Raw genomic sequence first — 26,524 nt, forward strand, 5'->3', positions numbered from 1 at the left:
GTCAGTCCTCCTTCCGGGTGTCGTCGGAGTGGACCGCCTGCGACTCCTTGCCGGGCTGGTCCTCCGGCCGCGGACCGGCCGCGGCCTCCGGGCTGACGGTCTGCTCGGCCGCCGCGCCACCGCCGCCGTGCTGGCCGGCCGGCGCGGTCCAGTTGCGCTCGCGGGCGAGCCGCAGCCCGGCCAGCGTCGCCTTGCCGCCGGTCGGGCCCTCGTCGGCCCGCCCGTCCGGGAAGCCGGCCAGGACCCGCTCGGCCTCGCGCCAGGTGCAGATGGTGGCACCGCGCGGCGACTTCACCTCGGTGCCCTCGCGCAGGTCGTCGACCAGCTGGGTGGCCGTCTCCGGCGTCATGTCGTCGAAGAACTCCCAGTTCACCATCATCACCGGTGCGTAGTCGCAGGCGGCGTTGCACTCGAGGTGCTCGAGGGTGATCTTGCCGTCCTCGGTGGTCTCGTCGTTGCCGACGTCGAGGTGCTGCTTGAGCCGCTCGAAGATCAGGTCGCCGCCCATCACCGCGCAGAGCGTGTTGGTGCAGACCCCGACGTGGTACTCGCCGACCGGGCGGCGCTTGTACATCGTGTAGAAGGTCGCCACCGCCGACACCTCGGCACCGGTCAGCCCGAGCACCTCGGCGCACGCCTCGATGCCCTCCGGGGTGACCCGGCCCTCGACCGACTGCACCAGGTGCAGCATCGGCAGCAGGGCCGAGCGGCCGACCGGGTACCGGGCCGCCAGCTCGCGCATCTCCGCGATCGTGGTCTCGGTGATCTTCGAGTCACCGGTGCTGTACGGCACCGGCTTGTCGGTAGCAGTCGTGTGGTTCTCGGCCATCTATCGGTCCACTCCACCCATCACCGGGTCAAGGCTGGCGACGGCGACGATCACGTCGGCGACCTGTGCGCCCTCGCACATGATCGGCATCGCCTGCAGGTTTGCGAAGGACGGGTCACGGAAGTGCGCCCGGAACGGCTTGGTGCCGCCGTCGGAGACCAGGTGGCAGCCCAGTTCGCCGCGCGGCGACTCCAGTGCCACGTACGCCTGGCCGGCCGGTACCCGGAAGCCCTCGGTGACCAGCTTGAAGTGATGGATCAGCGCTTCCATCGACTCGCCCATGATGTGCTTGATGTGGTCGAGCGAGTTGCCCATCCCGTCGTTGCCGACGGCGAGCTGGCTCGGCCAGCCGATCTTCTTGTCGGCCACCATCACCGGCGCGCCCTCGAGCTTCTCCAGCCGGTCGGCGCATTGCGCGACGATCTTCAGCGACTCGTGCATCTCCTGCAGCCGGATCCGGAACCGCCCGTAGGAGTCCGCGCTGTCCCAGGTGGGGACGTCGAAGTCGTAGGTCTCGTAACCGCAGTACGGCTGGGTCTTGCGCAGGTCCCAGGCGTACCCGGTGGACCGCAGCGGCGGGCCGGAGATGCCGAGCGCCATGCACCCGGTCAGGTCCAGGTAGCCGACGTCCTGCAGCCGGGCCTTGAAGATCGGGTTCGCGTTGCAGAGCTCCGCGTACTCCGGCAGGTGCTTGTCCATCCAGGTGATGTACTCGCGGATCTTGTCGAGCGCACCCGGCGGCAGGTCCTGCGCGACACCGCCCGGCCGGATGAACGCGTGGTTCATCCGCAGGCCGGTGATCAGCTCGAACAGGTCGAGCGTCATCTCCCGCTCGCGGAAGCCGATCGTCATCACGGTCAGCGCGCCGATCTCCATCCCACCGGTGGCGATACAGACCAGGTGGCTGCTGATCCGGTTCAGCTCCATCAGGAGCACCCGCATCACGTTGGCCTTCTCCGGGATCTGGTCCTCGATCCCGAGCAGCCGCTCGACCGCGAGGCAGTACGCCGCCTCGTTGTAGAACGGCGACAGGTAGTCCATCCGGGTGCAGAACGTGACGCCCTGCGTCCAGGAGCGGAACTCCATGTTCTTCTCGATGCCGGTGTGCAGGTAGCCGATGCCGCAGCGGGCCTCGGTCACCGTCTCGCCCTCGATCTCGAGGATGAGCCGGAGCACGCCGTGCGTGGACGGGTGCTGCGGGCCCATGTTGACGACGATGCGCTCTTCCGGCTCCTCGCCGAGGCCGGCCACGACCGAGTCCCAGTCCTGACCGGTGACGGTGAAGACCTTGCCCTCGGTGGTGTCGCGTGTGGTCGCGTACGGATCTGTCGTGGTCATCAGTTGTAAGACCTCCGCGTGTCGGGCGGCGGGATGACGGCGCCCTTGTACTCGACGTCGATGCCGCCGAGCGGGTAGTCCTTGCGCTGCGGGTGGCCCGGCCAGTCGTCGGGCATCTGGATCCGGGTCAGCGCCGGGTGTCCGTCGAAGATGATGCCGAAGAAGTCCCAGGTCTCCCGCTCGTGCCAGTCGTTGGCCGGGTACACCGAGACGATCGACGGGATGTGCGGGTCCGCGTCCGGGCAGGACACCTCGAGCCGGATCCGCCGGTTGTGCGTGATCGAGAGCAGGTGGTACACCGCGTGCAGTTCGCGGCCGGTCTCGTTCGGGTAGTGCACCCCGGAGACGCCGGAGCAGAACTCGAACCGCAGGCTCTCGTCGTCACGCAGGTGCTGGGCCACCTCGACCAGCTGCTCGCGCTGGACGTGCAGGGTCAGCTCGCCCCGGTCCACCACGACCTTCTCGATCGCGCCCTCGCCGACCAGGCCCTCGAGCCGGTCGGTGGCGCCGTCGAACCAGCCGCCGTACGGCTTCGGCGATCCGCCCGGCAGCGCGACCTGGCGGCGCAGGCCGCCGAAGCCGGAGGTGTCACCGGTGCCGCGGACACCGAACATGCCCTGGCGCTGGTCGACCACCTCCGCCGCCGGCGTCTGAGCGTCGCCGGCCGGCGACGTTGCCGGAAGGTTCTCGGGCTGAGTATCACTCACCGGAGCAGCCCCTTCATCTCGATCGTCGGGGCCGCGGTCAGCGCCGCGGCCTCCTGCTCGGCCTGCAGCGCCTTCTTGTGCGCGCCGAGCTTGCCGTGCTGGATGTCGTCGTGCAGCTTGAGGAACGCGTCCAGCAGCATCTCCGGCCGCGGCGGGCAGCCGGGCAGGTACATGTCGACCGGGACGACGTGGTCCACGCCCTGCACGATCGCGTAGTTGTTGAACATGCCACCGGACGACGCGCACACGCCCATCGCCAGCACCCACTTCGGGTTCGGCATCTGGTCGTAGATCTGGCGCAGCACCGGAGCCATCTTCTGGCTCACCCGGCCGGCCACGATCATCAGATCGGCCTGCCGCGGCGAGGCCCGGAAGACCTCCATGCCGAACCGGGCCGCGTCGTAGCGCGGTGCGCCGGTGGTCATCATCTCGATCGCGCAGCAGGCCAGCCCGAAGGTTGCCGGCCACAACGATGCTTTGCGCATGTAGCCGGACAGGCCCTCGATCGTGGTCAGCAGCACGCCGGCCGGAAGCTGTTCCTCAACACCCATAGCTCAGTCCCACTCCAGTCCGCCGCGCCGCCACACGTAGGCGTACGCGACGAAGACGGTGACGATGAAGATGACCATCTCGATCAGCCCGAACAGCGCCATCTGGTCGAAGGCCACCGCCCACGGGTAGAGGAAGATGATCTCGATGTCGAAGACGATGAACAGCATCGCGGTGATGTAGTACTTCACCGGGAACCGTCCACCGCCGACAGGTTGCGGGGTCGGCTCGATCCCGCACTCGTACGAGTCGAGCTTGGCCCGGTTGTACCGCTTCGGGCCGACCAGCGCGCTCGTCACCAAGGTGCCGGCCACGAAGATCGCCGCCAGCACACCGAGAACGAGGATCGGTACGTAAGGGTGCATCTTGTCGGTGCTCCCTCCTTCTGCGTCGTACTGCCGCCTGATTTACCTGTTTCGAGTCAGCACTGTGTTATCAGTACCGCTGTGGCTCACGTCACTCGCCCCCGGCAACTTATGCCGCGGGAGCGACCTTCGTGAGTCCGTTGATGATCTTGTCCATCACGTCGCCGTCGCGCGGATCGGTCAGGTTCGCCAGCAACTTCAGGGTGAACTTCATCAGCGTGGTGCGCGGCAGACCGTACTTCGTGCAGAGCCGCATCACCTCCGGGTTTCCGATCAGCTTCACGAAGACCCGGCCGAGCGTGTAGTAACCGCCGTACTCCTGCTTCAGCGCCTTCGGGTACGCCGACAACGCGCGCTCCCGCTGGTTCGGCTGCCGGCGCAGCGCCTGGGACGCGACCTCCGCCGCGAACGCCCCGGACTCCATCGCGTACGGGATGCCCTCGCCGTTGAACGGGTTCACCATGCCGCCGGCGTCGCCGAGCAGCATCAGGCCGCGGGTGTAGTGCGGCTGCCGGTTGAACCCCATCGGCAGTGCCGCGCCCCGGATCGGGATGGTCTGGAACTCGTCGCGGAACTGCCACTCCTCCGGCGTGTTCTTCAGCCACTGCTTGAGCAGGTCCGAGTAGTCCACCTTGCCGAACGCCTCGGAGGTGTTCAGGATGCCGAGACCGACGTTGACCGTGCCGTCGCCCATCCCGAAGATCCAGCCGTACCCGGGCAGCAGGTTGCGCTGACCGGGATTCTGCGGGTCGTCCGCCCACAGCTCCAGCCACGACTCGAGGTAGTCGTCGTCGTGGCGCGGGCTGGTGAAGTAGGTGCGCACCGCGACGCCCATCGGCCGGTCGTCGCGCTTGTGCAGGCCCATCGCGACGCTCAGCCGCGAGGAGTTCCCGTCGGCCGCCATCACCAGCGGCGCCCGGAACTCGACGTCGGCGCCGGCCCGGCGGCCGTTGTCGTCGACCGGCTTCGCGGTGACGCCGACGATGAAGCCCTTGTCGTCCAGGATCGGGGCGGTGACGTTGGTCCGCTCGTGCAACCGGGCGCCGGCCTTCACGGCCTGCCGGGCGAGCATGTCGTCGAAGTCCATCCGGTTCCGGGTCAGCCCGTAGTTCGGGTGGCTCGACAGGTCCGGCCAGTCCAGCTGCAGCTGGTGCCCGGCACCCTGGATCCGGAGGCCGTAGTTCTTGATCCAGCCGGCCTCGGGCGAGATGTCGATGCCCATGTTGATCAGCTGCTTGGTACCGCGCGGGGTGAGGCCGTCGCCGCACACCTTCTCGCGCGGGAACGCGGTCTTCTCCAGCAGCAGCACGTCCACACCGGCGTTCGCCAGGTGGTACGCGGCCGCCGAGCCCGCGGGCCCGGCACCGACGACGATCACATCCGCGGTCTCGGCCTGCTGCCGACCCGTGGTCGACGCGATCTGGCTCATCTCATCCCGGCCTGGAGGTTGGGGCAGTCTGGTCACCCGGTGGCTTCTCGTGAAGCGATTCACGAGCCCCGGTCATCCGACAGTCTAGGACTGCCTGACGAGGACGCGAAACCGGCCCGGATTCCCTTGCCTGCAGGCGATTTACGCACGATTCACCTTGCGTAAATCGAGGCCCTGCTGAGGCCGGACCAGTGGCACCGCTGGTCTGTCAGCCCGGCTTCACCGCGCGGTGGATCGCGATCAGCCCGCCGGTCAGGTTCTTCCACTGCACCCGGGACCAGCCGGCCCCGGCGATCGTGTCGGCGAGCGGCGCCTGCCCGGGCCAGGCCCGGACCGACTCGGCCAGGTACTCGTACGCCTCCGGGTTGGTCGACACCACCTTCGCCACCACCGGGACCGCCCGCATCATGTACTCCAGGTACCCCACCCGGAACGGCTTCCAGGTCGGGTGCGAGTTCTCCAGGATCACCAGCCGGCCACCCGGCTTGGTCACCCGGAGCATGTCCCGCAGCGCCAGCGTGACGTCGTTCACGTTCCGCAGCGCCCAGGAGATCGTCACCACGTCGAAGGAATCGTCCGCGAACGGCAGCCGGAGCGCGTCCCCGGCGACCAGGTCGAGCTGGGGGTTGCGCCGCTTGCCGACCCGGAGCATGCCGACCGAGAAGTCGCACGACACCACCTCGGCGCCGGCCTCGCGCAGCTTCACGCTGGACGCGCCGGTCCCGGCCGCCAGGTCGAGGATCCGCAGCCCCCGGCGGGGAGCGATCTCGGCCAGCGCCTGCGGGCGCCAGTACAACTTCTCCAGGCCCATCGTCGCCACCGCGTTCGTGCGGTCGTAGCCCTCGGCCACGTTGTCGAACATCGCCGCGACGGCTTCGGGCTGTTTGCTGAGGTCGGCTCGGGTCACCGGTCCAGTGTCCTGCACCGCGGTCCCGGCGGGACGAGCGGGCTGTCTGGTTGGTCACGGCTCGGACCGGCACCGATAACGCGCCGGCGCGGAGCAGGCATACGCTATTGATCCGTGAGTGCACCACGATGGAGCCCGTCGGCCACCGTGACCCGGGGCCAGAGCGCGAGCGAGGAGTGTTGCCGTGAGCTTGTCTGACCCGGTCCGCCCCGGCCACCGGCCGGCACCGAGTCTGGTCGTCCGCAGCCGGCCTGCCGACGACGTGTCAGAAGCTCTGATGGACCACCTGCCCGACGGCACCGGGCTGGCCTGGGTCCGGCGCGGCGAGGGTCACGTCGGCTGGGGTGCCGCCGCCAAGCTCGAGGTTGCTGGGAGCAACCGGTTCGCCGAGGCGCAGGCCTGGTGGAAGGACCTGGTCGCCGGCGCGGTCGTCCGCGACGAGGTCGGCGTGCCGGGGTCGGGCCTGGTCTGCTTCGGCTCGTTCGGCTTCACCGACGCCGATCCGAGCGAACTGGTCGTGCCCGAGGTGATCGTCGGCCGCCGCGGCGGGACCGCCTGGGTGACCACGATCTCACCGGCCAGCGCGCTGCCGCCCCCGCCCGAGCTGACCCGGTACGAGCCCGAGCCGGTCGGCCAGGTGGCGTTCGCGGACGGCTCCCGGTCCGGGACGGATTGGTCCGGCATCGTCGCCGACGCGGTCCGCCGGATCACCGCCGGCGAGCTGGACAAGGTGGTGCTGGCCCGCGACCTGATCGCGCTGGCGCCCGAGCCGATCGACCTCCGCTGGCCGCTGCGGCAGCTGGCCGCGGCGTACCCGAACTGCTGGACCTTCTCGGTCGACGGGCTGATCGGCGCGACGCCCGAACTGCTGGTCCGCAGGGAGAAGGGGCTGATCACCTCGCGGGTGCTGGCCGGCACGATCCGGCGGACCGGCGACGACGCGCACGACCTGGCATTGGCCGCGTCGCTGGCCCGGTCCAGCAAGGACCTGGAGGAGCACGAGTTCGCCGTCCGGTCCGTCGCGGACGCGCTGGAGCCGCACTGCAAGTCGATGAACGTGCCGGAGACGCCGTTCGTCCTGCACCTGCCGAATGTGATGCATCTCGCCTCCGACGTCGCCGGCGTCGCCGCGAACGGCGCGTCCGCGCTCGGCCTGGCCGCCGCTCTGCACCCGTCCGCCGCCGTCTGCGGGACGCCGACCGACGTGGCCCGCGACCTGATCGGCGAGATCGAGGGGATGTCGCGCGGCCGGTTCAGCGGCCCGGTCGGCTGGATGGACGCGGCCGGCGACGGCGAGTGGTGCATCGCCCTGCGCTGCGGCCAGGCGGACCCGGCCGACCCGACCCGGATGCGGCTCTTCGCCGGCGCGGGCATCGTGGCCGGCTCCGACCCGGAGGCCGAGCTCGCCGAGACGAACGCCAAGCTGGTACCGATGAGAGACGCGTTGGGAGACTGACTGTGCAGCTCACGAAGTTCACGCATGCCTGTGTCCGGCTGGACAAGGACGGGAAGGCGCTGCTGATCGATCCTGGGTCGTTCAGCGAGGACGCCGCCTTCGAGCGGGCCGACGCGATCCTGGTCACCCACGAGCACCCGGACCACCTGGACGTCGACCGGATCAAGAACCTCGACGCCCCCGTTTACACCAACGCCGCCGTCGCCGCCCAGCTGACCGAGCTCGGTGACCGGGTCCACGTCGTGGAAGACGGCCAGGCGTTCGACGCGGCCGGCTTCGCGATCCGCGCCTACGGCAAGGACCACGCGGTGATCCTGCCCGAGCTCGGCGTCCCCTGCCAGAACGTCGGCTTCCTGGTCGAGGACGCGGTGTACCACCCGGGCGACTCCTTCACCCAGCCGGACCGCGCCGTCCACACCAACCTGGTCCCGGTCTCCGGCCCGTGGTTCTCCCTGGCCCCAGCCGTCGAGTACGCCCGCGCCGTCGACTCCCAGCAGACCCTCGGCATCCACGACGCCCTACTCAGCCCCATCGGCCAGGGAATGTTCCAGCGCTGGCTGGACGGAGAGTCCGGCCCGTACCACCTGGCCAACCCCGGCGACACCTTCGAAATCGGCTGACCGCACCGCCACCACTCACCAAGCTGCTGCTCGCGACCGACCGGACGGCTGCGTGAGGCGGGCGGTGACGCTCGGCGCGTGGGTTGGTCAGTGGTGGAGGCCCGCCGGTCAGGGTTTAGCGCTCGAAGTTGGTGACTCAGCACGTCGATCGGTGATGCCGAGCCATCGCGAGGTTCAACGGGCGCCCCGGCTCGAACTGCCAAACCCGTCAAGTCGGCGAACCGCTGGCGACCGAAGACCGCCTCTCAAATCGCGCTGCACGCCTTCCCAGCGAGCGTCGAGCCTTACCTCTTCGCTCGCAGCCATCGCCCTGTCCGCTGGCGCTCATCTGGCGACCTGTTTGGTAGTAGATCAGAAGATGGACCTCCCACAGCCGCGACCAAGATCAGCTTTTCATTAACGAGCGATCATTCGCCCGCTAAGCGCCACTCAGCTACCAGATCAGCGCTCACAATCCGAATTACTCCACCGGTGAAGGCAATTTCATGAGCGCATCCAGATTCATGAGGAAGGATTTCATCGAGCTGCACGTCTCCGAGGCGAACGGTTTCCGATCGAACGCCGCTGCCCCCAGCTTCCGGCGACACCTCGACCATCAAATTCACCAAGCCCCAGTACCGGACCGATAGACCAGATTCGTGCTTGAACTTGTTCGGCGCGAATTCCACCTCAGCAGAAAGAGAACCGTTTCCACCCGAAATACTCACGCTGGACAGCGTTAGATCCTTGACGCACTTCGATGCGGCGAAATCGTAATGATCCGCATCTTGAGCGAACCGACGAGCCCCCGGTGGGAGATCGGGCCCAATGAGTTTCAGTTCCTGGAGATATTTTCGCGGATCCAGGAAGTACCCGCCATCTATCTCCTCGATCTCTATGAATTTCACCTAGCACTCCCCTTTGAGGCGCGGCAACTTCCACCCCTCACCCTTGATGTCCTGCGTTCCCAGCGGTCCAATTCGGCCGGACCGTCGCATCTCCTCCACCGCTTTCCCTTTGAGGCGATTGCAGACGTCTCCCCTGGGACCTCTACATCCACAGCAGCGTTGCTGTGGATGTCGAAGAATCCATTGCTCCCGAAGGGCCCCTTTTCTTGCCCTCGATAATAACGTGGATCTCGAAGTCCGTACCGTGACCCATCGGGAACCTATCCAGGCGGCCTGTATAGCCACCCCCCCCAGCCCGATCGGGCCTGAGTATCCACTCCGCTGATTGTGGACCAACACCGGCGTGCCGCCAGCGACCACGTAGTGCGTATGAGAACCATCGGTCGTAAGATTGTATGCACGCCTGTCTGCGATCAAAGGCGTCGCCTTAAGGACACGGGTAAACGCAGTACCGAGCGCCTTGAGTTCGTCTCCGACGAAGGAGATCTCCGGCTTCGACCCGTCGCCCAGTCACCGGTGTGTAGAACGGATGCCCCTCGGTCGCTGTCAGCATGTACCGTCGGCCTTCTCCATTCGAATTCCTAGCGGCTACTGCCCCTCAACTACGCTGCCATGGGTGTTCATGAAGTCGCTGAATTCGCGGGCCTTCCTCTTCGCAGCACGGCCGAGCCAACGTTCGGCATCACCACGGGCCCTACTCACCCTTTCGGCCCCGCTTCCGATCTTGTCCAGAGGAGTCGTCCTCGTCGGCGGGTCCGGGGTCGGCGGCGGCTGGTTGCCGTTGCGATCCGGTGCCGTTTCGCCGTAACTCGGCTCATACGTCTCCATCAGACCGTCCGGGTCCGAGGCCGTGACTGGGTTGTTCCCGGCGTATGCGTAGGCGTTGAGCTGCTGCGGGTTGGCCACATCGGCCAGTGGGTCGACCGAGATGAACCGGCCCCGTCGTTCTCGCTCCCACCGCCGTCGAGTACGCCCGCGCCGTCGACTCCCAGCAGACCCTCGGCATCCACGACGCCCTACTCAGCCCCATCGGCCAGGGAATGTTCCAGCGCTGGCTGGACGGCGAGTCCGGCCCCTACATCCTCGCCACCCCCGGCGACACCCTCGAAATCAGCTGACCGTAACCTCCCACCCGGTGTCTTCCGTCTACCAAGGAGAGGAACGACGAAGGGGGCCGGATGAAGGCGGGGGATCAGGACGCGTTCCGGGAGTACGTGGTCGCTCGGAATGCGGCGCTGCTCCGGACGGCGTACTTGCTGTCGGGTGATTGGCATCGCGCCGAGGACGTTGTTTCGACGGCGTTGGTGAAGCTCTACACCGCGTGGCCGAAGATCCGCGAGGTCGAGCACCTGGACGCCTATGTCCGTCGCATCGTGGTCCGCGTCTGGCTGGACGAACGACGCCGCCCCTGGCGCCGCGAAGCCCCGGCCGACCCGCTCCCCGACCCGGACGCCGGCCGCGACGGTTTCGGCGTACCGGCCGACGCCGCCGACCCGGACCGGTCCGTGGCCGGCCTCACGGCGCGCCGGGCCGATCTGCATCGTCTCCTCGCCCGGATGCCGGCGCGGCAGCGTGCGGTGCTCGTGCTCAGGTTCTACGACGACCTGTCCGTCGAGCAGACCGCCGGCATCCTGGGCTGCAGCGAAGGCGCGGTGAAGACGTTGACCAACCGCGCGCTGGACTCGATCCGCCGGTTGCTGCCGGCCGGTGTCACCACTCGCACGCAGTACGAGGAGGCACCATGACCGACAAGGATTCCGTCCACCTGCTGCTCGCCGACCTGGTCGAGGAACCGCCACCGGTCGCCATCGACGTGGACGAGCAGATCCGCCGGGGCCAACGACGCCGCCTCCGCCACCTGGTGACCGTCGGCGTCGCGGCCGCCTCCGTTCCGGTCGTCCTGCTCGGCGCGTTCCTCGCGATCCGGCCGACGGACGAGCAGCCGGTGACCGCAGCGACCCCCACCGCATCGGCATCGTCACCCCGGGAGAACTCCGCCACGTCCACCGAGAGTTCCCGGGCTCTGTTGGCCGAAATGCAGCAGCTGATCCCGGAGATCCGCCAGTTGGACAAGCCGACGCTGTACGACTACGAATTCCGCCAGGGCCCGGCGGAACGGGAGATCGTCGCCGGGGCGGACCGGATCTACGAGGGCATCGGCCAGATCACCGTGGACATCAGAGTCTCCTCGAAGAGCGCGACCCGGCAGCCATGCTCCGTCCGGCCCAACTTCGAGCCTTGCACGCGGATCACGTCGTTCCCGGACGGCACCACCGCGTACCTGTGGACCTACACCGTCCCAGCCACGGTCGGGCGCGCGTACGAGGTGCAACTGATCAAGGCAGACGGCACCGGCGTCTCGGTCTCGAGCGCGGCCCAACGCCCGAAGAACGCAGCAATGCCCGACGCACCACTGTCCCTCGACCGAGTCCTCGAGATCGCCCGCCAGATCAAGACGACACCGTGATGGCCGGACCGCCAGCACTCATGAAGGCGCGACCCCGACCGGCGTGACGGCGGCGCAGGTCGGGACGGCGGCGTTCGGCGTGGGTGCGGCTCGGGTTGGTGAGTGGTGGAGGTCCGTCATGGCCACCGCTTCGGTATGCCGGTCAGGGTGAAGCGGCCGACGTGGATCGGATCGTCATGAGGTGAACTCGAGGTCGACGAAGTCGGTGATCGGGCGGTATCCGATGGCGTGGTAGATCTTGTTCGAGGTCGGGTTCGCGAGGTCGGTGTAGAGGCAGGCCTGGTTGCCTTGGGCAAGAATGGTCGCGGTGACGTGGGTGGTGAGCGCGCCGGCGTAGCCGTTGCGGCGGTACTCCGTCGGCGTGTAGACGGGACCGACTCGGCAGACGCCGAAGATCGGTAGGTGGTGTCCGGCCATGCTCACCGTGGTCCCGTCGACGTCCCAGAACCAGAGGGTCTTGTCCGCGATCCGGCCGCGAGCCCAGTCGAGCGTGTCGCCGATCTCGTCGCCGAAATCGTGCACGACCCACTCGGCGGCGAGGTCGACGTCCGCGTCGGCAGCGAGGCGGGGTACGCCGTTTGCCTGGAGTGGGGTGAGGTCGATGAGTTTGTGGAGGCGGGTGCCTCTGGTCGCGGTCGCCGTGGTGTGGCGGAGCTCGGCCCAGGTCTGCGCGAACGCCTCGGCGGCGGCCGGCCGACCGGCGACGCCGCGGAGGTCGGTCAGGTGGTCGGCGAACGCGGTGGCGACCTCGGAGGCGTACTCCGGTGCCAGCCCGCCCAGGTACACGCGCTGCCCCGGAGTCCGCATCGCCGCTCCGACGACGTCGTCGTTGCCGTCGACCACGGCGACGAAAATCGACGAGCCGACCTCGGTGCGATAGGTACCGCGTGCTCGCGCATCCACGTTGCTGAGGATGACGGTGTGCAGGACGGGATCCCTTTCCAGGAAGGCGAAAACCCTCGCCCGGAAGTCGCCGGCATCACCAGTAACCCACGTCACCATCCCCCAAGCTAACCACCGGACGGGCCGAAGCACCTCCAAATAACCAGCGTGCAGGTGGACAGGAGGTAGTCGCCCTTACAGCAGCCGGCACTGCGGATGACGACCGCAGTCAGCCCGCAGAGCCCGACTACCTCCTGTCCACCGGTACGCGAATCAGCTCTTCGGGGGGTCTGGGATCTCCTGCCAGTGGGTCGTCATGTCCGGGTGGGGCGTCCAGTCCGGGGGTTCGCCGGCGAAGGAGTACGCGCCTTCCTGGACTCTGGCGTGGAAGGACTTGGTCCAGTCGAGTTCGCCCTGGTCTCTCGCTGTGGTGATGCGGAACATCTCCAGCACGTGGTTCGGGACGCCTGGGTCCTCCAGGATCTGGCGTTCGGCGAAGGGCGCGGACTTGGCGCGTTGTTCGAGCTGGACCATGCGGGACTCCAACGCCGCGAGGACCTCGTCCCGGCGCAGCGACCAGAGGAAGCTCAGCGCGGCCTGCATCTGGTCGGGCTGGAAGCCGTCCACGCTCCACAGGGCTTTGCGGAGCAGGGTGAAGTACTCGCTCTCGCCGTCGACGGTCAGCTTGTACGAGGTGCGGCCCGGTTTGTGGCCGGGGCCTTCCTCGAGTTCCTGGAGGTAGCCGTGTTTGGCCAGGGTGCGGAGGCCGGTGTAGATCGAGCCGGGGTTGATGTTGGCCCAGTCCTGCACCTTCCAGGTCAGCAGCTCGCGCCGCAACTGGTACCCGTAGGCCGGCTGGAAGATCCGCACGACCCCGAGCAGCAGCAACCGCGTGGTGGACATGCCCGCATCCTAAATCCGCTGGTCAGGGGTGCGGCGAGCCCCCGCGCCGGGCTGGTACCGGATTTAATCAACGTTGACTATTCAAAGTTGATCACTCACACTCGTCGGCATGATGATCGAGGCACGCGGGTTGGTCCGCACCTTCAAGACGAGGAAAGGGACGGTCGAAGCTGTCCAGGGGGTCGATCTGCAGGTGACCGACGGGGAGATCGTCGGCTTCCTGGGCCCGAACGGGGCCGGTAAGACCACGACGATGCGGATGCTGGCGACGTTGATCCAGCCGACCAGCGGCAGTGCGACGGTGGCCGGGTGCGACCTGGCCAAGGACCCGGTCGGGGTCCGGCGGCGGATCGGGTACGTGCCGCAGGGCGGGTCCACGTTGCCCGAGGCGATCGCCGGGGACGAGGTGGTCGACCACGCCCGGCTGTACGGGGTGGACAAGCGGAAAGCGACGGCCGATGGGCAGCGGCTGTTCGAGGAGCTGGACCTGCCCGGGCTGTGGCGGCGGCAGTGCAAGACGCTGTCGGGCGGGCAGCGGCGGCGGCTCGACATCGTGATGGGGCTGGTCCACGATCCGAAGCTGATCTTCCTGGACGAGCCGACCACCGGCCTCGACCCGCAGGCGCGGGCGAACCTGTGGGAGCACATCCGCGGGCTCCGCCGGCGCGGCGCGACGATCTTCCTGACCACGCACTACCTGGACGAGGCAGACGCGCTCTGCGACCGGATCCTGGTCATCGACCACGGCAAGATCGTTGCCTCCGGCACCCCGGAGGAGCTGAAGCAGCAGGTGTCCGGCGACGGCGTCCGGCTCCGGCTCGCCGATCCGGCCCAGGCGCCGACCGTGACGAAGGTGGTCGAGGAACTGCCCGGCGCGGTCGAGGTGGAGACCGACGGTGACGTGGTCGGCTTCCGGATCCCGAAGGGTGGCGCGATCCTGCCCGGCCTGCTCCGTCAGATCGATGCCCAGGGCATCGAGCTCGAGGGGGTCGAGGTGCATCGCCCGACGCTGGACGACGTGTTCCTGACCATGACCGGCCGCTCGCTGCGGGACGACAGCGACGCCAAGCCCCAGAACGAGACCGAGAAGGAGACCGTGGCATGAGCGAGCGAAGCGAGGTCATCGTCGAACACAGCCCAGGTCGTGCCTCATCGACGCCCGGAGCGAAGCGAGGACGTCGATGAGCACTCTGCGGGAGACGTGGATCGTGTTCAACCGGGCGATGCGGCTGTCGCTGCGCAACCCGATGTGGTCGATCCTGATGCTCAGCCAGCCGTTGCTGTACCTGTTCCTGTTCGGCCCGTTGCTGAAGCCGATCACGGCCCAGATCAGCGAGGGCGCGACCACCAACGCGTACCAGGTGTTCATCCCCGGCCTGATCGTCCAGCTCGGCATGTTCGGCGCGATGTTCGTCGGCTTCGGCCTGATCGCGGAGTACCGGGCCGGCGTGATCGAGGCGGACCGGGTCACGCCGGCCAGCCGGATCGCGCTGATGGCCGGCCGGGTCCTGCGGGACGTCGTGGTGCTCGTGGTCCAGTCGGTCCTGCTCCTCGTGGTGTCGATCCCGATGGGCCTGCGCGCCCCGGTCGGCGGGGTGCTGTTGTCGCTGGTGATCGTGGCCCTGCTCGGTGCGACGTTCGCCTCGCTGTCGTACTCGGTGGCCCTGATCACCAAGAGCGAGGACGCCCTGGCCCCGCTGCTGAACGGGATCGCGATGCCGTTGCTGCTGCTGTCCGGGATCCTGCTGCCGATGCAGATCGGTCCAACCTGGTTGCAGCGGCTGTCCGACATCAGCCCGCTCAAGCACGTCGTCACCGGGGTGCGTGCCCTGTTCCGTGGGGACATCGGGAGCAGTTCGTCGCTGTGGGGGCTGTTCTGGGTGGTGCTGCTGACCGTGATCGGTCTGGCCGTCGGAGCTCGCACCTTCCGCAAGGAATCCGCCTAGCCGTCCGCCGCGTCCGGAGAGCCCACAGGGTTCTCCGGACGCAAGGCTGTGTTCATCGGGTGGTCGCCTGGCCTGGTTAGCGTGCCCGGCATGCGAGTGCCTTCGCCGATGGTGCGTGGGGTGGTGGGGGCGTTCGTCGTCGCGGCCGCCTCACTGGTGACGTCCGTGGTACCCGCGTCGTCGTGGGTGGCATCGCTGCCGATCGCGAGCGACCTGCGGCACTCGTTGCCGGGCCGGATGATCGGGCTCGCGTTCATGGTGTTCGGACTCGGCCTGCTCGGCTGGGCCTGGCTGTCGGTCGGCCGGGACGTCCTCGCCGGAGTACAGCACCGCCTCCTCCCCCTCGTTGCGGCATGGTGCGCGCCGTTGCTGTTCACGCCGCCGCTGTTCAGCCGGGACGCGTGGAGCTACGCGGCCCAGGGCGCCCTGGTCTCGCACGGCCTCGACCCGTACGCCCTGGGCCCGGGTGCCCTCTCCGGCCGGGTGATCGAGGCCGTCGACCCGATGTGGATGAACACGCCGGCGCCGTACGGGCCACTCCCCCTCGCGTACGGCGGACTGGCGGCACAGGTCACCCTCGATCCGTACCTGTTGATGCTCGCGCATCGGGCGCTCGCGCTGCTCGGCATCGTCCTGATCGCGTGGGCAATCCCCAAACTCGCCGTGGCCTGCCGCGTGGATCCCACGATCGCGACCTGGCTCGTCGTCGCGAACCCGATGCTGATCACGCACGGACTCGGTGCCGCGCACAACGACGTACTGATGCTCGGCCTGGCTTGTTCGGCGTTCGCGATCGCGCTGACCGGCCAGTGGGGAACAGCTGCCGTGATCGCCGGGACGGCCGCCGCGGTGAAGGCGCCGGGTGGACTCGTCGTGATCGCGATCGCCGCCGTGATGAGCCCGTTGGCGGGCCGCGCCCTCCGGCTCGCGAGCCTGGCGATCGCGGGTGTCGTCTCAGTCCTCACCCTGGTGACGATCGGCGAACTCACCGGCGTCGGCTCCGGCTGGCTCGGCGCCCTCGACGTCCCCGGCCTGGTCCGGTCCCCGTTCTCGATCGCGAACCTGCTCGGCATGGGCACCTCGGGCGTCCTGGAATGGTTGGGCGCCGACACGGCCGCTCAGGAAGCGCTACAGGTCATCCGCCTGCTCGGCATCCTGACCGCGCTCACCTTGATCGCCGTCCTCGGCCTGCGCTCGCACATCCACCAAGCCGCCCGCGCGGTCGGCGTCGCCCTGCTCGCCGTCATCCTCCTCGGCCCGACCGCCCACGACTGGTACTTCCTCTGGTGCCTCCCGTTCCTGGCCGTCGCCCGCCCCGGCCGCCGCCTCACCACCGCCGTCGTCGGTGTCAGCCTCATCCTCACCATCGCGGCCCCCCTCAACTCCTCCCTCCGCGGAGCCGTCATCCCCATCCTCGTCACCACGGCCCTCGTCCTGGTAGTAGCCGGAGCCCTCCTAGGCCACCTCCGAACCCTCCTGCCGGCCCCTCAGGCCGCGACTGGCGGGCGCGAGCCGAGAATCGTCGGCACCCGGCTGGTCAGTTCGATCCGGGAGCGCAGGAACGGCGAGATCCGGTCCGCCACGTCCACCAGTCGTTCGTAGGCCATGCCGAGGTCGCGGCTTGAATCGGCTCGTGGTGAGCGATCCGATTCCGCAGCAGGCGCAGCCCGTTCAGCTCGGAGTGGAGGCGCAGCCGGCGCACCGGACCGTCGAAGGCGTACCGAAGGCAGGGCTGCCAGAGTCGTCGGTTGTACTCGTCCCCGAGCAAGGACCACCAGAAGCCGAACGGCAGCTCGGCGACCACCTTGCCCGGAACTTCGGCCCGGTCATCACGAGTCGCATTGTGCCGCGCGACGGCGATCTTCGCGCGGGTGGGCGGCGACAGCGGCACCACCTCGTCGACGTACCAAGCCTTCCGAGCACCGCAGGACGCCGCCCAGCCGGTCAACTGGCGGTCCATGGCGTTCCGTAGGCCGACCTCCAGGTAGTGGAGTGATTCGAAGAAGGCGCCACTGACCTCGGAATTCCAGCCGTAGAGGATCAGGGCATCAGGGATTCGGCCCGAGCAGGTGGTGAGGTAAGGGGCGAGGCGGGCCCGGGACAGGAGGTCCTCGAGGGTCCAGGGTGAGCGGGGCAACGGTAGAGCCTTCCCTGAGGGGTTCGGGTTTGCTTGGCTGGTGCGGATGCTCTACCGTCGAAGGCATTGGGAGCCCCGGGAATCACGGCGTACCGGCTTCGGCCAGGGAAACCCCCCGGGGCCTTTTCTTTTGTTCAGCAAGGTCGTTGAGCGCACTACGAGCGTAGTGCGCTCAACGTCTGTTCTGCTCAGTCTCCCGCTGATCCTGTGGACAACCGTCAGATCTGCTTGAGGGCTTGGGTGGTGGCGGTGGTGAGGGCTTGGGGGAGGGTGGTGGGGCGGGGGATGCGGGCTTCAATCAGGTCGATGCCGGCGACTGTTGTGGTCAGGGCTGCTTGGAGGGCTTCGGGGGTTCTGGCTTGGGTGTAGGGGATTCGGTGGGCGGCGGCCAGGGCTTCGAGGTTGGTGTCGTGGGGGGTGCCGAAGACTCGCTCGAAGTGGGTGGTGCCGGCTTGTTCGAGGGTGGAGAAGATGCCGCCGCCGTTGTCGTTGACGACCACGATGCGCAGGTCGGGGCGGGGTTCGCCGGGGCCGATGACGAGCGCGTTGGTGTCGTGCAGGAAGGCGAGGTCGCCGACCAGGGCGTACGTCGGGCCCGCGTTCGCCAGGGCCGCGCCGATCGCGGTGGAGAGGGTGCCGTCGATACCGGCCAGGCCGCGGTTCGCGATCGTGCGGATCGGGACGACCGGGGCCAGGTCGAGGTCGCGGATCGGGTTCGAGGACGCGACCACGAGCATGCCGTCGGCGCCGACCGCGGATCCGACCAGTGCCGCGATCGAGGGACCGGTCAACGCTCCCGGGGACGTGGAGTTGGCAAGCACCTTGTCGATCGCCGGGCGGGCCAGTTCGTCGGCGTGGAGCCAGCGGGCCAGCCAGTCGGTCTCGTCGGTACCGATCACCTCGGCGCCGGTGATGACCGAGGTCGCCCGGCGGGCCGCGTCGGGCCAGCGGCCGGTCGGGGCGACCACGACGACCTCGACGTCGGGACGCGACAGCAGGCGGGTGATCGGGCGGGACAGGGTCGGGTGGCCGAAGACGATCACCCGCTCGATCTCGTCCGCCAAGCTCGTTGCGCCTAGCAACAACCGGTACGTCGGGACGACGGCCGACCCCGTTCGCGCCCGGCTCGACGGCTCAGCGAACAAGGGCCAGTTCCCGGCCTCGGCCACCAGGCGTGCGGCCTGCGACGCCCCGTCCCCGGCGACGACCACGGTCTTCGGTCCCACCGCGAGCGCCGACGGTTGAGCCGAGGTCGCGTGGATCGCGGTCCACGGTCCCGTGGTTCGGCCGTCCAGCGGTTCGGGCCAGTCCGGTCCCTCGGTCGGTACCAGCGGTTCGACCAGCGGACAGTTGAGCTGCACGGGACCCGGATCCGCCGTGCGAGCACCGACCGCGGTCGAGACGGCCCGGGCGACCTGCGAGCGCCAGTACGCGACCTGGCCCGCCTCGCGTCGCGGTACGCCCATCTCGTGGAACAACCGGACCGCGTCGCCGAACACCTTCAGCTGGTCGGTGGTCTGGTTCGCCCCACTCCCCCGCAGCTCCGGCGGCCGGTCCGCGCTCAGCACGATCAACGGGAGCCCGCTGTGCGACGCCTCCAGGACGGCGGGATGCAGGTTCGCCACCGCGGTACCGGACGTCGTCACGACCGGCACGGGCAGCCCTGTTCCGCGGATAAGGCCGAGGGCAAGGAATCCCGCAGTACGCTCGTCGATCCGGACGTGCAGGCGCAGTCGCCCGTCCCGGTCGGCCTCAGCGAGCGCCATCGCGAGAGGGGCGCTGCGTGAGCCCGGTGCGAGGACGGCTTCGCGGACGCCGCAGCGGATCAGCTCGTCGACGACCACTGTCGCGAACGCCGTGGACGGGTTCATCCCGTACTTCCCTTCAGCTCCTGCACTCTGGCCAACCGTGCTTCCCACACCGCTCTGGTCTCCGCCGAAGCAGTGGCTGCCTCCAACCGCGACGGGTCAGGTGAGATCCGCCGTACCGGCAGCATCCCGTGCACCGGCAGCAGCGGTTCGGCGACCACCTCGCTGGTGAACATCGAGACAGTGCCCAACCCGCACGCGTACGGGAGTTCCGGTAACGCGGCGGCGAGCGCAACCCCGGCGGCGATCCCCACCGACGTCTCCAGCGCGGACGACACCACCACGGGCAGCCCGATCTGCTCGGCGATCTCCAGACACGCCCGCACTCCGCCGATGGGCTGCACCTTCAGTACGGCGATGTCGGCGGCTTCCAGCTCGCGGACACGCAACGGATCCTCGGCCCGCCGGATCGACTCGTCCGCGGCGACCAGTACGTCGGTCCGCCGGCGTACCGCGGCCAGGTCCTCCACCGAGGCGCACGGCTGCTCCACGTACTCCAGGTCGAAGCGGTCGAGCTCCTTCAACGCGGCAACGGCTTCGTCGACGGACCACGCGCCGTTCGCGTCGATCCGCACCCGACCGTCCGGACCGAGGACGTCCCGTACCGCCTCCACGCGATTCAGGTCGTCCGCCAACGTCTGTCCAGGCTCGGCGACCTTCACCTTCGCAGTACGGCACCCGGATCGCTCCACGAGTTGCCGTGCGATCTCCGGACCAACGGCGGGCACCGTGCAATTCACCGGTACCGCTGTCCGTACCGCCTCCGGCCAGCCCTCGTACGCCGCCTCGTGCGCCGCGCGCAACCAGGAGACGCAGGTGGCGTCGTCGTAGTCCAGGAACGGGCTCCACTCGGCCCAACCGGCGGGACCCTCGAACAGCATGCCCTCGCGCACCGTGATCCCACGGAACCTGTTCCGCAGTCCCAGCGAGTACGTGATCACCGCACACCGTCCAGCAGCGACTGGCGATCCACCTTGCCGGAAGCAAGCATCGGCAACGCGTCCAGCTGGACGACCGTCCGCGGCGCCCACGCTCGCGGCAGGGTCTCGGCCACGAAGTCGCGCAGGGCCTGGCGCCGGGGCTGCCCGACCACGAACGCGACCACTCGCGTCCCCCATTCCACGTCGGGCACGCCCAGCACGACGGCGTCCTTCACCTCGGGATGCTCGAGCAGCCGCGCCTGGACCGCGGGCAGGGTGACGTTGACCCCGCCGGAGATCACCACGTCGTCCAGCCGCCCGATCACCCGCAGCCGCCCGTCGACGAACTCACCGCGGTCCTGGGTCCGGAACCACCCGTCGCGGAGCACCTCGGCCGTCAACTCGGGCCGCAGCCGGTACCCGGAGAACAGGGTCGGCCCCTTGATCAGGATCCGTCCGTCATCGAGGTCCAGCGATGTCCCGGCCAGCGGCACCCCGGCGTACACGCACCCGCTGCCGGTCTCGGTCATCCCGTACGCCGGGATCGCGGTGACGCCCGCGGTCGCGGCCCGGGCCTTCAGGTCGGCGGGCATGGCGGCTCCGCCGATCACGATCGCGTCGAAACAGCGGAGCGCGTCGGCGGCGGATTCGAGGTACCGCGCGAGCTGGGTCGGGACCATCGCGGTGTAGCGGCGGGACCCGGTCATGCGGGCCGCGGCGGCGCTGAAGTCGTCCCCGGCGAGCACGGGCGTCGTCCCGGCGAGAACCGAGCGCGTGAGGATCTGCAGGCCACCGACGAAGTACGGCTTCATCGGGAGCAACCACTGCCCTGGTCCGCCGAGCCGGTCGTGCGTCGCACTCGCGGAGGCAATCAGCGCGTCGCGGGAGAGCAGTACGCCCTTCGGTTCGCCGGAGGAGCCCGACGTGGAGAGGACGACCGCGCAGCCGTCCTCCACCGGCTCGTCCGGCACCGCTGCCTGCCGGACCCGCGCGGCACCGGCCGGGTCGGACGGCAACGGGGCGAACGGCGAACCGGATCCGGCCAGGACTTCCGTCAATGCCGACAGCACCGCGTCGGGGGTGCCGGGGATCAGCCGCAACGTAGACATGTCCCTCTGAGAGTACGTCCCGGCCCCGGCGGTCCCGCAGCCCGTGCCGCCTGCGCGCCGTCGGCAGCGGGCTGACAGAATCGTCGGTCATGGCCACCCCTGCCCAGTGGATCGAAGGTGCTCGTCCGCGCACACTGCCCGCGGCCGTGGCGCCCGTCCTCGTCGGAACCGGTGCCGCCGCCTACCTGGACGGGTTCGTCTGGTGGAAGGCGCTGCTGGCCCTCGGTGTCGCCCTCGCGCTGCAGATCGGCGTGAACTACGCGAACGACTACAGCGACGGCATCCGCGGCACGGACGAGAACAGGGTCGGCCCGCTCCGGTTGGTCGGGTCCAAGGTCGCCAGTCCGGGTGCGGTGAAAGCGGCCGCGTTCTCCTGCTTCGGCGTGGGCGCTGTGCTCGGCATCGTGCTCTGCGCGACCTCCAACTGGTGGTTGCTGGTCGCCGGTGCCGCGTCGCTGGTCGGTGCGTGGTTCTACACGGGCGGGAAGAAGCCGTACGGGTACCGCGCGCTCGGCGAGGTCAGCGTGTTCGTGTTCTTCGGCCTGGTCGCGGTGCTCGGCACGACCTACGTCCAGGCGGAGACACTGCACTGGACCGCGGTCGCCGGAGCGGTCGGCATCGGCGCGATCGCGTGCGCACTGCTCGTCGCGAACAACCTGCGGGACATCCCGACCGACAGCGTGACCGGCAAACGCACCCTGGCCGTCGTCCTCGGCGCGAAGCGGTCACGGCAGCTGTACGCGGCCCTGGTCGGGCTGGCGTTCGTCCTCGCCGCCGTGTCGGCCATCGCGACCCCGTGGGCGCTGCTCGGACTGATCGCGGTACCGCTGGGCGTCCGCTCGATCCGCGTGGTGCTGAGCGACGCCGTCGGGCCCGCGCTGATCCCCGTCCTCAAGGGCACCGGGCTGACCGAGCTGGTGTACGCGATCGGCCTGGCGATCGGCCTCGCCCTCGGCGGCTGAACCCGTCACCCGGCCGATCTGGTCAGCTGCTCCAACCGCTCAGCGCAGCGGCTCGCGCCACCGGCCGGTCCGGGCGAACCCGTCCAGCGTCTCGGCGTACGGCGTGATGTCGATGTTGTTGGTCCGCAGCCAGGCGTCGTCGTAGTACGTCTTGCCGTACCGCTCGCCGCTGTCGCAGAGCAGCGTGACGATGCTCCCCTCCACCCCGTTCCGCCGCATCTCGGCCGCGAGCCGGAGCGAGCCCCACAGGTTGGTTCCGGTGGAACCGCCGACCAGCCGGCCGGTGACCTGGGAGCAGAACCGCATCGCCGCGATCGACGCCGCGTCCGGGACCGAGATCATCCGGTCCACCACGCCGGGGACGAACGACGGCTCCACCCGCGGCCGGCCGATCCCCTCGATCCGGGACGGGCGGCCGGTCGAGAAGTCGTGGTCGCCGGCCTCGAAGCCGGGGAAGAACGCCGAGTTCTCCGGGTCGACCACGGCGACCGACGTGTCGTGGCGCTGGTACCGGACGTACCGGCCGATCGTGGCCGAGGTGCCGCCGGTGCCCGCGCCGACCACGATCCACGTCGGCACCGGGTGCTGCTCGAGGGCGAGCTGGCCGAAGATCGACTCGGCGATGTTGTTGTTGCCGCGCCAGTCGGTCGCCCGCTCGGCGTAGGTGAACTGGTCCATGTAGTGGCCGCCGGTCTCCTCGGCCAGCCGCTTCGCCTCGCCGTAGATCTGGCCGGACCGCTCGACGAAGTGGCAGCGGCCGCCGTAGAACTCGATCAGGCCGATCTTCTCCGGCGAGGTCGAGGCCGGCATCACGGCCACGAACGGCAGCCCGAGCAGCCGCGCGAAGTACGCCTCACTGACCGCGGTCGACCCGCTCGACGCCTCGATCACGGTGGTGCCCTCGTGGATCCACCCGTTGCAGAGCGCGTAGAGGAACAGCGAGCGCGCCAGCCGGTGCTTGAGCGAGCCGGTCGGGTGCACGGACTCGTCCTTCAGGTACAGGTCGACGCCGGTCGCCTCGGGCATCGGGAACACGTGCAGATGGGTGTCCGCACTCCGGTTCGCGTCCGCGTCGACGATCCGGATCGCCTCCGCGACCCAGGCGCGCTGCTTGTCGTCCCGCCGATCGACCTCTCGGCACACCACCGGCCGGCTCCGGTCCCCGTACACCTCGCTCATGCGGGACAGGCTAGATCTGAATGCCCGTCCTCGCACATCCCCGGGACCGGCCGATTACGCGCGGTCACGGCCGAGCTGAGTAGTCCTACTCTCCCGACCGCGGTTCGCCACCGCGAGGATCACTTCCATGGTGCCGATGGGATTCGAGCTGGAGCTCTCGCCGACCGCACAGCTGGTCCTGCTACTGATCCTGATCACGACGGGTCTGGCCGTGGCCGTGCCGGTGACCCTGCCGTTGGCGCTCGTCGGAACGTCCCGGGGTACGGCGCATCCCGGCTGGAACGGGTTCTGGTACTGGCTGTGGGGTTCGGCGCTGACGCTGGCGATCACGTACGGGCTGTTCCAGCTGGGGCTCAGGTTCTGGGCGATTCCGATCGCGTGGGTCCCGGGGTGGCTGCTCGCCTGGTTGCTCAGGGTCAAGCAGCACCCCGGGACCGCCGATCAGCAGTCGTGGGCGCGGCTGTAGGTGGCCGGACCCGGGTACGACGCCCAGGTGGACTGGCCGAAGCGGGCCTGGACGACCACGTTGTCGCGGATCTGTTCGTAGTGCAGGTGCGGGCCGGTGACGTTGCCGGTCCCGCCGACGCGGCCGATCTGCTGGCTGTCCGAGACGCGAGCGCCGACGCCGACCGCGCGGCTCTGCAGGTGCGCGTACAGCGTGTGCCAGCCCTCGCCGTGCGCGATCTCGATGTAGTTGCCGTAGCCGCCGGCGTCGAAGGCCGACCGGACCACGGTGCCGGACCTGCTCGCCTTCACCGGCTTGCCGAGGTCGTCGGACCCGGCGCCCCAGTTGAAGTCCAGCGACCAGTACGACGGGCTGTGGCCGCTGCGGCTGGCCCCGGACCAGTTCTCGCCGCACCGGAACGGCACCCGCAGGACCGGGCGGGTCCCGGCCATCGTCTCGAAGTTGGCGGCGGCCTCGGCGGCGGCCTTCTGGTTCGCGGGGATCGCGGCGCGCTGGGCCAGGTAGCTCTGCGGCGCCGGGGCCGGTTCGGACCTCGGTGCGGCACTCGCCGGTCCGGCGAGGCCGGCCGCGACCGCGAGGGCGGCCACCAGGCCACCGGTCAGTACGTGCTTCATGCTGTTTCCTCCTGGGCGGTGGAGTTGACGCCACCAGCCTCGGAGCCGCGGTCCGCACCGGCAACCACCTCGACCAATCTCGATCAGCCGGGCCGGTCGCCCCACGGCGAGCTAGGTTGGTCGGACCGAACCGCGACCGCAGGGGGAACGATGACCGAGGAACGGCCGACGCGGCAGCGGGTGACGCTGACCGACATCAGTTCGCGCGCCTGGGAGCACCCGGCCGACCGGGGTGCGCTGGTCGCGCTGCGGCAGCTGAAGGGGTTCGACTTCGTGCTCCGGAAGATGTCCGGGATGATCAACGAGCGCGCCTTCCGGCTGCAGTACCTGGGCGGCGCGATCCGGGTCGACGAGCGCCAGTTCCCCCGCGTCCACCGGCTGTACACCGAGGCCGGCACCACCCTCGACGTCCGCACCCTGCCCGAGCTGTACGTCACCAACAGCCCGGTCTGGAACGCGGTCACCATCGGCATGGACAAGCCGTTCATCGTCGTCAACAGCGCGCTGCTGCAGGGCCTGGACGACGAGGAGACCCGCTTCGTCCTCGGCCACGAGCTCGGACACGCGCAGAGCGGCCACGCCCTGTACCAGTCGCTGCTGCTCTGGCTGATGCGGCTGACCGGCGCCGTGAACTGGATGCCGATCGGCGCCCTCGGTCTGCGCGCCATCATCGCCGCCCTGCACGAGTGGTCGCGGAAGGCGGAGCTGTCCGGCGACCGGGCCGGGCTGCTCGCCGTCCAGGACCCGGCCGTCGCGCTGCGGGTACAGATGAAGATGGCCAGCGGCGGCCAGCTCGCCGAGCTCGACACCACCGCGTTCCTTGCCCAGGGCACGGAGTACGAGAGCGCCGGCGACCTGCGCGACAGCGTGCTCAAGCTGCTGTTGCTGGAGGCCACCACACACCCGCTCGCCGTGGTCCGCGCGCACGAGCTGCGCCGCTGGATGGACGAGGGCGAGTACACCGCGATCGTCAGCGGCACGTACCCGAAGCGCCAGGACGACAAGGACGCCTCGATGTCGCAAGAGGCGAAGAACGCGGCCAAGTCCTACACCGAGGCCTTCAACCGCTCGCAGGACCCACTGGCCAAGCTGCTCCGCGACATGGGCGACGGCCTCGGCGGCGTCCGCGACTGGGTCTCCGGCAAGTTCACCTCCCGCTGAGACTTCAAGCCGGCCCGATACCCGACGGCTCGTCCTGCGAAGTGCTCCTGACGGTCAGCCCTGGTCGTACAGGCCCAGGTCGATCAGGACTTCGAGGGCGGGGCGGCCGGGGGTGGCGGTGTCGGTGAGGCCTCGGATGCAGGCCGTCATCACCATCCGGAAGTAGTCCTCCTCGGTGATGTTCGGCAGACCACCGTGCGCGGTCGCGAGTACGGCGTCGGACTCCAGGACCTCCTCCGCGTTCTCCAGTTCGCGGCTGAGCGGGCCGTTGTCGTCTGCCGGCAGGTGCCGCTGCTCGGCCGCGGTCAGACTGATCGCGAGTTGTGCGACGGTCCCGGACAACATCGCGCCGACGGCGGGGTCGTAGCCGCGCCGGCCGAGTGACTCGATCGCCTCCCGCTGCAGCCTGGCGCCGGACTCGCCGCGCGGGAAGAACGTCTGCAGGTACGCCGTGATACCCGGCTCCGCGAGCGCGAAGGCGCGGAGCTGGTGCGCCAGCGAGAGCAGGTACCGCGGGGCGTCCTGGCCCGGATCGTCGACGAGCACGAACTCCGCGAGCACGGACTCCCCCACCAGCCGTTCGAGGCCGAGTTTGCCGTCGACATGCCGGTACAACGCGGTCGGGGTCACGCCGAGCGCGCTCGCCACCCCGCCGACCGTGAGTGCCGTGAGACCCATCCGGCGACCCTCCCGCTCGATGTCGGCGAGGGTGATCTGGGCGGGGCGGCCGCCCGTGGTCGACCGCGATCGTTCCTTGGCCACAACACCTTCCCTGACTCGGTGAACCCTTAGTTATGGTAGTAACTAATCGCACGGTAACCAG

General features: G+C 69.2%; 27 protein-coding genes and 1 pseudogene. 10 read left to right on the plus strand and 18 right to left on the minus strand.

What is annotated here, in order from left to right:
* Nucleotide 1: 1 nt before the first annotated feature.
* From nuoE to FB561_RS03710, 7 genes are all read right to left on the minus strand, one after another.
* Nucleotides 2–829: an NADH-quinone oxidoreductase subunit NuoE gene (nuoE, locus tag FB561_RS03680; RefSeq protein ID WP_145803009.1), complete on the minus strand. Its 828-nt coding sequence runs from the start codon at nucleotides 827–829 to the stop codon at nucleotides 2–4.
* Nucleotides 830–2,167 (minus strand): NADH-quinone oxidoreductase subunit D, encoded by a 1,338-nt coding sequence (locus FB561_RS03685; protein ID WP_145803011.1) that lies wholly within the window; start codon nucleotides 2,165–2,167, stop codon nucleotides 830–832.
* On the minus strand, nucleotides 2,167–2,874 hold the full coding sequence (locus FB561_RS03690; RefSeq protein ID WP_145803013.1) for an NADH-quinone oxidoreductase subunit C: 708 nt from the start codon (nucleotides 2,872–2,874) through the stop codon (nucleotides 2,167–2,169). The genes FB561_RS03685 and FB561_RS03690 overlap by 1 nt, the downstream gene beginning before the upstream one ends.
* Entirely contained in the window at nucleotides 2,871–3,425 is a 555-nt protein-coding gene (locus FB561_RS03695; protein WP_145803015.1) for a NuoB/complex I 20 kDa subunit family protein, read from the minus strand. Before FB561_RS03695 ends, FB561_RS03690 begins: the two co-directional genes overlap by 4 nt.
* A gap of 3 nt (nucleotides 3,426–3,428) precedes the next feature.
* On the minus strand, nucleotides 3,429–3,788 hold the full coding sequence (locus tag FB561_RS03700) for an NADH-quinone oxidoreductase subunit A (RefSeq protein ID WP_132147066.1): 360 nt from the start codon (nucleotides 3,786–3,788) through the stop codon (nucleotides 3,429–3,431).
* Nucleotides 3,789–3,897: 109 nt separating this feature from the next.
* Nucleotides 3,898–5,217: a geranylgeranyl reductase family protein gene (locus FB561_RS03705; protein ID WP_145803017.1), complete on the minus strand. Its 1,320-nt coding sequence runs from the start codon at nucleotides 5,215–5,217 to the stop codon at nucleotides 3,898–3,900.
* Nucleotides 5,218–5,425: 208 nt separating this feature from the next.
* Nucleotides 5,426–6,124, minus strand: a complete 699-nt coding sequence (locus FB561_RS03710; RefSeq protein ID WP_145803019.1) for a demethylmenaquinone methyltransferase — start codon at nucleotides 6,122–6,124, stop codon at nucleotides 5,426–5,428.
* Nucleotides 6,125–6,308: 184 nt separating this feature from the next.
* On the opposite strand from FB561_RS03710, the gene FB561_RS03715 reads away from it, so the two are divergent.
* On the plus strand, nucleotides 6,309–7,580 hold the full coding sequence (locus FB561_RS03715; protein ID WP_145803022.1) for an isochorismate synthase: 1,272 nt from the start codon (nucleotides 6,309–6,311) through the stop codon (nucleotides 7,578–7,580).
* Nucleotides 7,581–7,582: 2 nt separating this feature from the next.
* Nucleotides 7,583–8,200: an MBL fold metallo-hydrolase gene (locus tag FB561_RS03720; RefSeq protein WP_145803024.1), complete on the plus strand. Its 618-nt coding sequence runs from the start codon at nucleotides 7,583–7,585 to the stop codon at nucleotides 8,198–8,200.
* A 407-nt stretch (nucleotides 8,201–8,607) separates the two neighbouring features.
* On the opposite strand, the gene FB561_RS03725 is transcribed toward FB561_RS03720, so the two are convergent.
* Nucleotides 8,608–9,087: a hypothetical protein gene (locus tag FB561_RS03725; protein WP_145803026.1), complete on the minus strand. Its 480-nt coding sequence runs from the start codon at nucleotides 9,085–9,087 to the stop codon at nucleotides 8,608–8,610.
* 588 nt (nucleotides 9,088–9,675) lie between these two features.
* A pseudogene (locus FB561_RS39155) lies at nucleotides 9,676–10,023 on the minus strand (RHS repeat-associated core domain-containing protein); the annotation flags it as partial.
* 242 nt (nucleotides 10,024–10,265) lie between these two features.
* Here FB561_RS39155 and FB561_RS03735 point away from each other — a divergent pair.
* A complete protein-coding gene (locus FB561_RS03735) occupies nucleotides 10,266–10,832 on the plus strand; it encodes a SigE family RNA polymerase sigma factor (RefSeq protein ID WP_145803028.1) in 567 nt (188 codons plus the stop codon).
* Nucleotides 10,829–11,554: a hypothetical protein gene (locus FB561_RS03740; RefSeq protein ID WP_145803030.1), complete on the plus strand. Its 726-nt coding sequence runs from the start codon at nucleotides 10,829–10,831 to the stop codon at nucleotides 11,552–11,554. The genes FB561_RS03735 and FB561_RS03740 overlap by 4 nt, the downstream gene beginning before the upstream one ends.
* A 174-nt stretch (nucleotides 11,555–11,728) precedes the next feature.
* Here the strand turns inward: FB561_RS03740 and FB561_RS03745 are convergent, their stop codons facing one another.
* Together FB561_RS03745 and FB561_RS03750 are read right to left on the minus strand one after the other, a co-directional pair.
* On the minus strand, nucleotides 11,729–12,556 hold the full coding sequence (locus FB561_RS03745) for a GNAT family N-acetyltransferase (RefSeq protein ID WP_145803032.1): 828 nt from the start codon (nucleotides 12,554–12,556) through the stop codon (nucleotides 11,729–11,731).
* A gap of 153 nt (nucleotides 12,557–12,709) precedes the next feature.
* Nucleotides 12,710–13,339 carry a PadR family transcriptional regulator gene (locus FB561_RS03750; RefSeq protein ID WP_145803035.1) on the minus strand — a complete coding sequence of 210 codons (630 nt, stop codon included), beginning with the start codon at nucleotides 13,337–13,339 and terminating at the stop codon, nucleotides 12,710–12,712.
* Nucleotides 13,340–13,448: 109 nt separating this feature from the next.
* Between FB561_RS03750 and FB561_RS03755 the strand changes: the two genes are divergently transcribed.
* From FB561_RS03755 to mptB, 3 genes are all read left to right on the plus strand, one after another.
* Entirely contained in the window at nucleotides 13,449–14,444 is a 996-nt protein-coding gene (locus tag FB561_RS03755) for an ABC transporter ATP-binding protein (RefSeq protein ID WP_202880535.1), read from the plus strand.
* 76 nt (nucleotides 14,445–14,520) lie between these two features.
* Complete coding sequence (locus FB561_RS03760; protein WP_145803037.1) at nucleotides 14,521–15,285, plus strand: ABC transporter permease; 765 nt, start codon at nucleotides 14,521–14,523, stop codon at nucleotides 15,283–15,285.
* A 90-nt stretch (nucleotides 15,286–15,375) separates the two neighbouring features.
* The gene (gene mptB / locus FB561_RS03765; protein WP_170284568.1) at nucleotides 15,376–16,887 is read left to right on the plus strand and encodes a polyprenol phosphomannose-dependent alpha 1,6 mannosyltransferase MptB; all 1,512 of its coding nucleotides are present in this window, start codon (nucleotides 15,376–15,378) and stop codon (nucleotides 16,885–16,887) included.
* Here the strand turns inward: mptB and FB561_RS03770 are convergent.
* The 4 genes from FB561_RS03770 to menE all read right to left on the minus strand — a co-directional run bounded on the left by FB561_RS03770 (nucleotide 16,823) and on the right by menE (nucleotide 21,319).
* A complete protein-coding gene (locus tag FB561_RS03770; protein WP_145803039.1) occupies nucleotides 16,823–17,422 on the minus strand; it encodes an Abi family protein in 600 nt (199 codons plus the stop codon). The two genes, mptB and FB561_RS03770, sit on opposite strands and share 65 nt — an antisense overlap.
* A gap of 218 nt (nucleotides 17,423–17,640) precedes the next feature.
* Complete coding sequence (gene menD, locus FB561_RS03775) at nucleotides 17,641–19,293, minus strand: 2-succinyl-5-enolpyruvyl-6-hydroxy-3-cyclohexene-1-carboxylic-acid synthase (RefSeq protein WP_145803041.1); 1,653 nt, start codon at nucleotides 19,291–19,293, stop codon at nucleotides 17,641–17,643.
* Entirely contained in the window at nucleotides 19,290–20,231 is a 942-nt protein-coding gene (locus FB561_RS03780; protein ID WP_145803043.1) for an o-succinylbenzoate synthase, read from the minus strand. The genes menD and FB561_RS03780 overlap by 4 nt, the downstream gene beginning before the upstream one ends.
* A complete protein-coding gene (gene menE, locus FB561_RS03785; protein WP_145803045.1) occupies nucleotides 20,228–21,319 on the minus strand; it encodes an o-succinylbenzoate--CoA ligase in 1,092 nt (363 codons plus the stop codon). Before menE ends, FB561_RS03780 begins: the two co-directional genes overlap by 4 nt.
* Before the next feature lie 89 nt (nucleotides 21,320–21,408).
* Here menE and FB561_RS03790 point away from each other — a divergent pair, with 89 nt between their 5' ends.
* Nucleotides 21,409–22,281, plus strand: coding sequence for a 1,4-dihydroxy-2-naphthoate polyprenyltransferase (locus FB561_RS03790; RefSeq protein ID WP_145803047.1), 873 nt, complete (start codon nucleotides 21,409–21,411; stop codon nucleotides 22,279–22,281).
* A 39-nt stretch (nucleotides 22,282–22,320) separates the two neighbouring features.
* Here the strand turns inward: FB561_RS03790 and cds1 are convergent, their stop codons facing one another.
* Nucleotides 22,321–23,460: an L-cysteine desulfhydrase Cds1 gene (cds1, locus tag FB561_RS03795; RefSeq protein WP_145803049.1), complete on the minus strand. Its 1,140-nt coding sequence runs from the start codon at nucleotides 23,458–23,460 to the stop codon at nucleotides 22,321–22,323.
* A gap of 127 nt (nucleotides 23,461–23,587) precedes the next feature.
* On the opposite strand from cds1, the gene FB561_RS03800 reads away from it, so the two are divergent.
* Nucleotides 23,588–23,926 carry a hypothetical protein gene (locus tag FB561_RS03800; RefSeq protein ID WP_145803051.1) on the plus strand — a complete coding sequence of 113 codons (339 nt, stop codon included), beginning with the start codon at nucleotides 23,588–23,590 and terminating at the stop codon, nucleotides 23,924–23,926.
* On the opposite strand, the gene FB561_RS03805 is transcribed toward FB561_RS03800, so the two are convergent.
* On the minus strand, nucleotides 23,902–24,540 hold the full coding sequence (locus tag FB561_RS03805) for a M23 family metallopeptidase (RefSeq protein WP_145803054.1): 639 nt from the start codon (nucleotides 24,538–24,540) through the stop codon (nucleotides 23,902–23,904). The two genes, FB561_RS03800 and FB561_RS03805, sit on opposite strands and share 25 nt — an antisense overlap.
* Before the next feature lie 150 nt (nucleotides 24,541–24,690).
* Here FB561_RS03805 and FB561_RS03810 point away from each other — a divergent pair, with 150 nt between their 5' ends.
* Nucleotides 24,691–25,701 carry a M48 family metallopeptidase gene (locus FB561_RS03810; protein WP_145803056.1) on the plus strand — a complete coding sequence of 337 codons (1,011 nt, stop codon included), beginning with the start codon at nucleotides 24,691–24,693 and terminating at the stop codon, nucleotides 25,699–25,701.
* 54 nt (nucleotides 25,702–25,755) lie between these two features.
* Here the strand turns inward: FB561_RS03810 and FB561_RS03815 are convergent, their stop codons facing one another.
* Entirely contained in the window at nucleotides 25,756–26,463 is a 708-nt protein-coding gene (locus FB561_RS03815) for a hypothetical protein (RefSeq protein ID WP_145803058.1), read from the minus strand.
* Nucleotides 26,464–26,524 lie beyond the last annotated feature (61 nt).

Origin of the sequence: Kribbella amoyensis (genome assembly GCF_007828865.1) — a bacterium.
Taxonomy (GTDB): domain Bacteria; phylum Actinomycetota; class Actinomycetes; order Propionibacteriales; family Kribbellaceae; genus Kribbella; species Kribbella amoyensis.

What these genes read in the sequence shown, in the direction of transcription:
- nuoE (WP_145803009.1), bottom strand. Translation starts at nt 829, where the DNA reads ATGGCCGAGAACCACACGACTGCTACCGACAAGCCGGTGCCGTACAGC.
- FB561_RS03685 (WP_145803011.1), bottom strand. Translation starts at nt 2,167, where the DNA reads ATGACCACGACAGATCCGTACGCGACCACACGCGACACCACCGAGGGC.
- FB561_RS03695 (WP_145803015.1), bottom strand. Translation starts at nt 3,425, where the DNA reads ATGGGTGTTGAGGAACAGCTTCCGGCCGGCGTGCTGCTGACCACGATC.
- FB561_RS03700 (WP_132147066.1), bottom strand. Translation starts at nt 3,788, where the DNA reads ATGCACCCTTACGTACCGATCCTCGTTCTCGGTGTGCTGGCGGCGATC.
- FB561_RS03705 (WP_145803017.1), bottom strand. Translation starts at nt 5,217, where the DNA reads ATGAGCCAGATCGCGTCGACCACGGGTCGGCAGCAGGCCGAGACCGCG.
- FB561_RS03735 (WP_145803028.1), top strand. Translation starts at nt 10,266, where the DNA reads ATGAAGGCGGGGGATCAGGACGCGTTCCGGGAGTACGTGGTCGCTCGG.
- FB561_RS03740 (WP_145803030.1), top strand. Translation starts at nt 10,829, where the DNA reads ATGACCGACAAGGATTCCGTCCACCTGCTGCTCGCCGACCTGGTCGAG.
- FB561_RS03745 (WP_145803032.1), bottom strand. Translation starts at nt 12,556, where the DNA reads ATGGTGACGTGGGTTACTGGTGATGCCGGCGACTTCCGGGCGAGGGTT.
- FB561_RS03750 (WP_145803035.1), bottom strand. Translation starts at nt 13,339, where the DNA reads ATGTCCACCACGCGGTTGCTGCTGCTCGGGGTCGTGCGGATCTTCCAG.
- FB561_RS03755 (WP_202880535.1), top strand. Translation starts at nt 13,449, where the DNA reads ATGATGATCGAGGCACGCGGGTTGGTCCGCACCTTCAAGACGAGGAAA.
- FB561_RS03760 (WP_145803037.1), top strand. Translation starts at nt 14,521, where the DNA reads ATGAGCACTCTGCGGGAGACGTGGATCGTGTTCAACCGGGCGATGCGG.
- mptB (WP_170284568.1), top strand. Translation starts at nt 15,376, where the DNA reads ATGCGAGTGCCTTCGCCGATGGTGCGTGGGGTGGTGGGGGCGTTCGTC.
- menD (WP_145803041.1), bottom strand. Translation starts at nt 19,293, where the DNA reads ATGAACCCGTCCACGGCGTTCGCGACAGTGGTCGTCGACGAGCTGATC.
- menE (WP_145803045.1), bottom strand. Translation starts at nt 21,319, where the DNA reads ATGTCTACGTTGCGGCTGATCCCCGGCACCCCCGACGCGGTGCTGTCG.
- FB561_RS03790 (WP_145803047.1), top strand. Translation starts at nt 21,409, where the DNA reads ATGGCCACCCCTGCCCAGTGGATCGAAGGTGCTCGTCCGCGCACACTG.
- cds1 (WP_145803049.1), bottom strand. Translation starts at nt 23,460, where the DNA reads ATGAGCGAGGTGTACGGGGACCGGAGCCGGCCGGTGGTGTGCCGAGAG.
- FB561_RS03800 (WP_145803051.1), top strand. Translation starts at nt 23,588, where the DNA reads ATGGTGCCGATGGGATTCGAGCTGGAGCTCTCGCCGACCGCACAGCTG.
- FB561_RS03805 (WP_145803054.1), bottom strand. Translation starts at nt 24,540, where the DNA reads ATGAAGCACGTACTGACCGGTGGCCTGGTGGCCGCCCTCGCGGTCGCG.
- FB561_RS03810 (WP_145803056.1), top strand. Translation starts at nt 24,691, where the DNA reads ATGACCGAGGAACGGCCGACGCGGCAGCGGGTGACGCTGACCGACATC.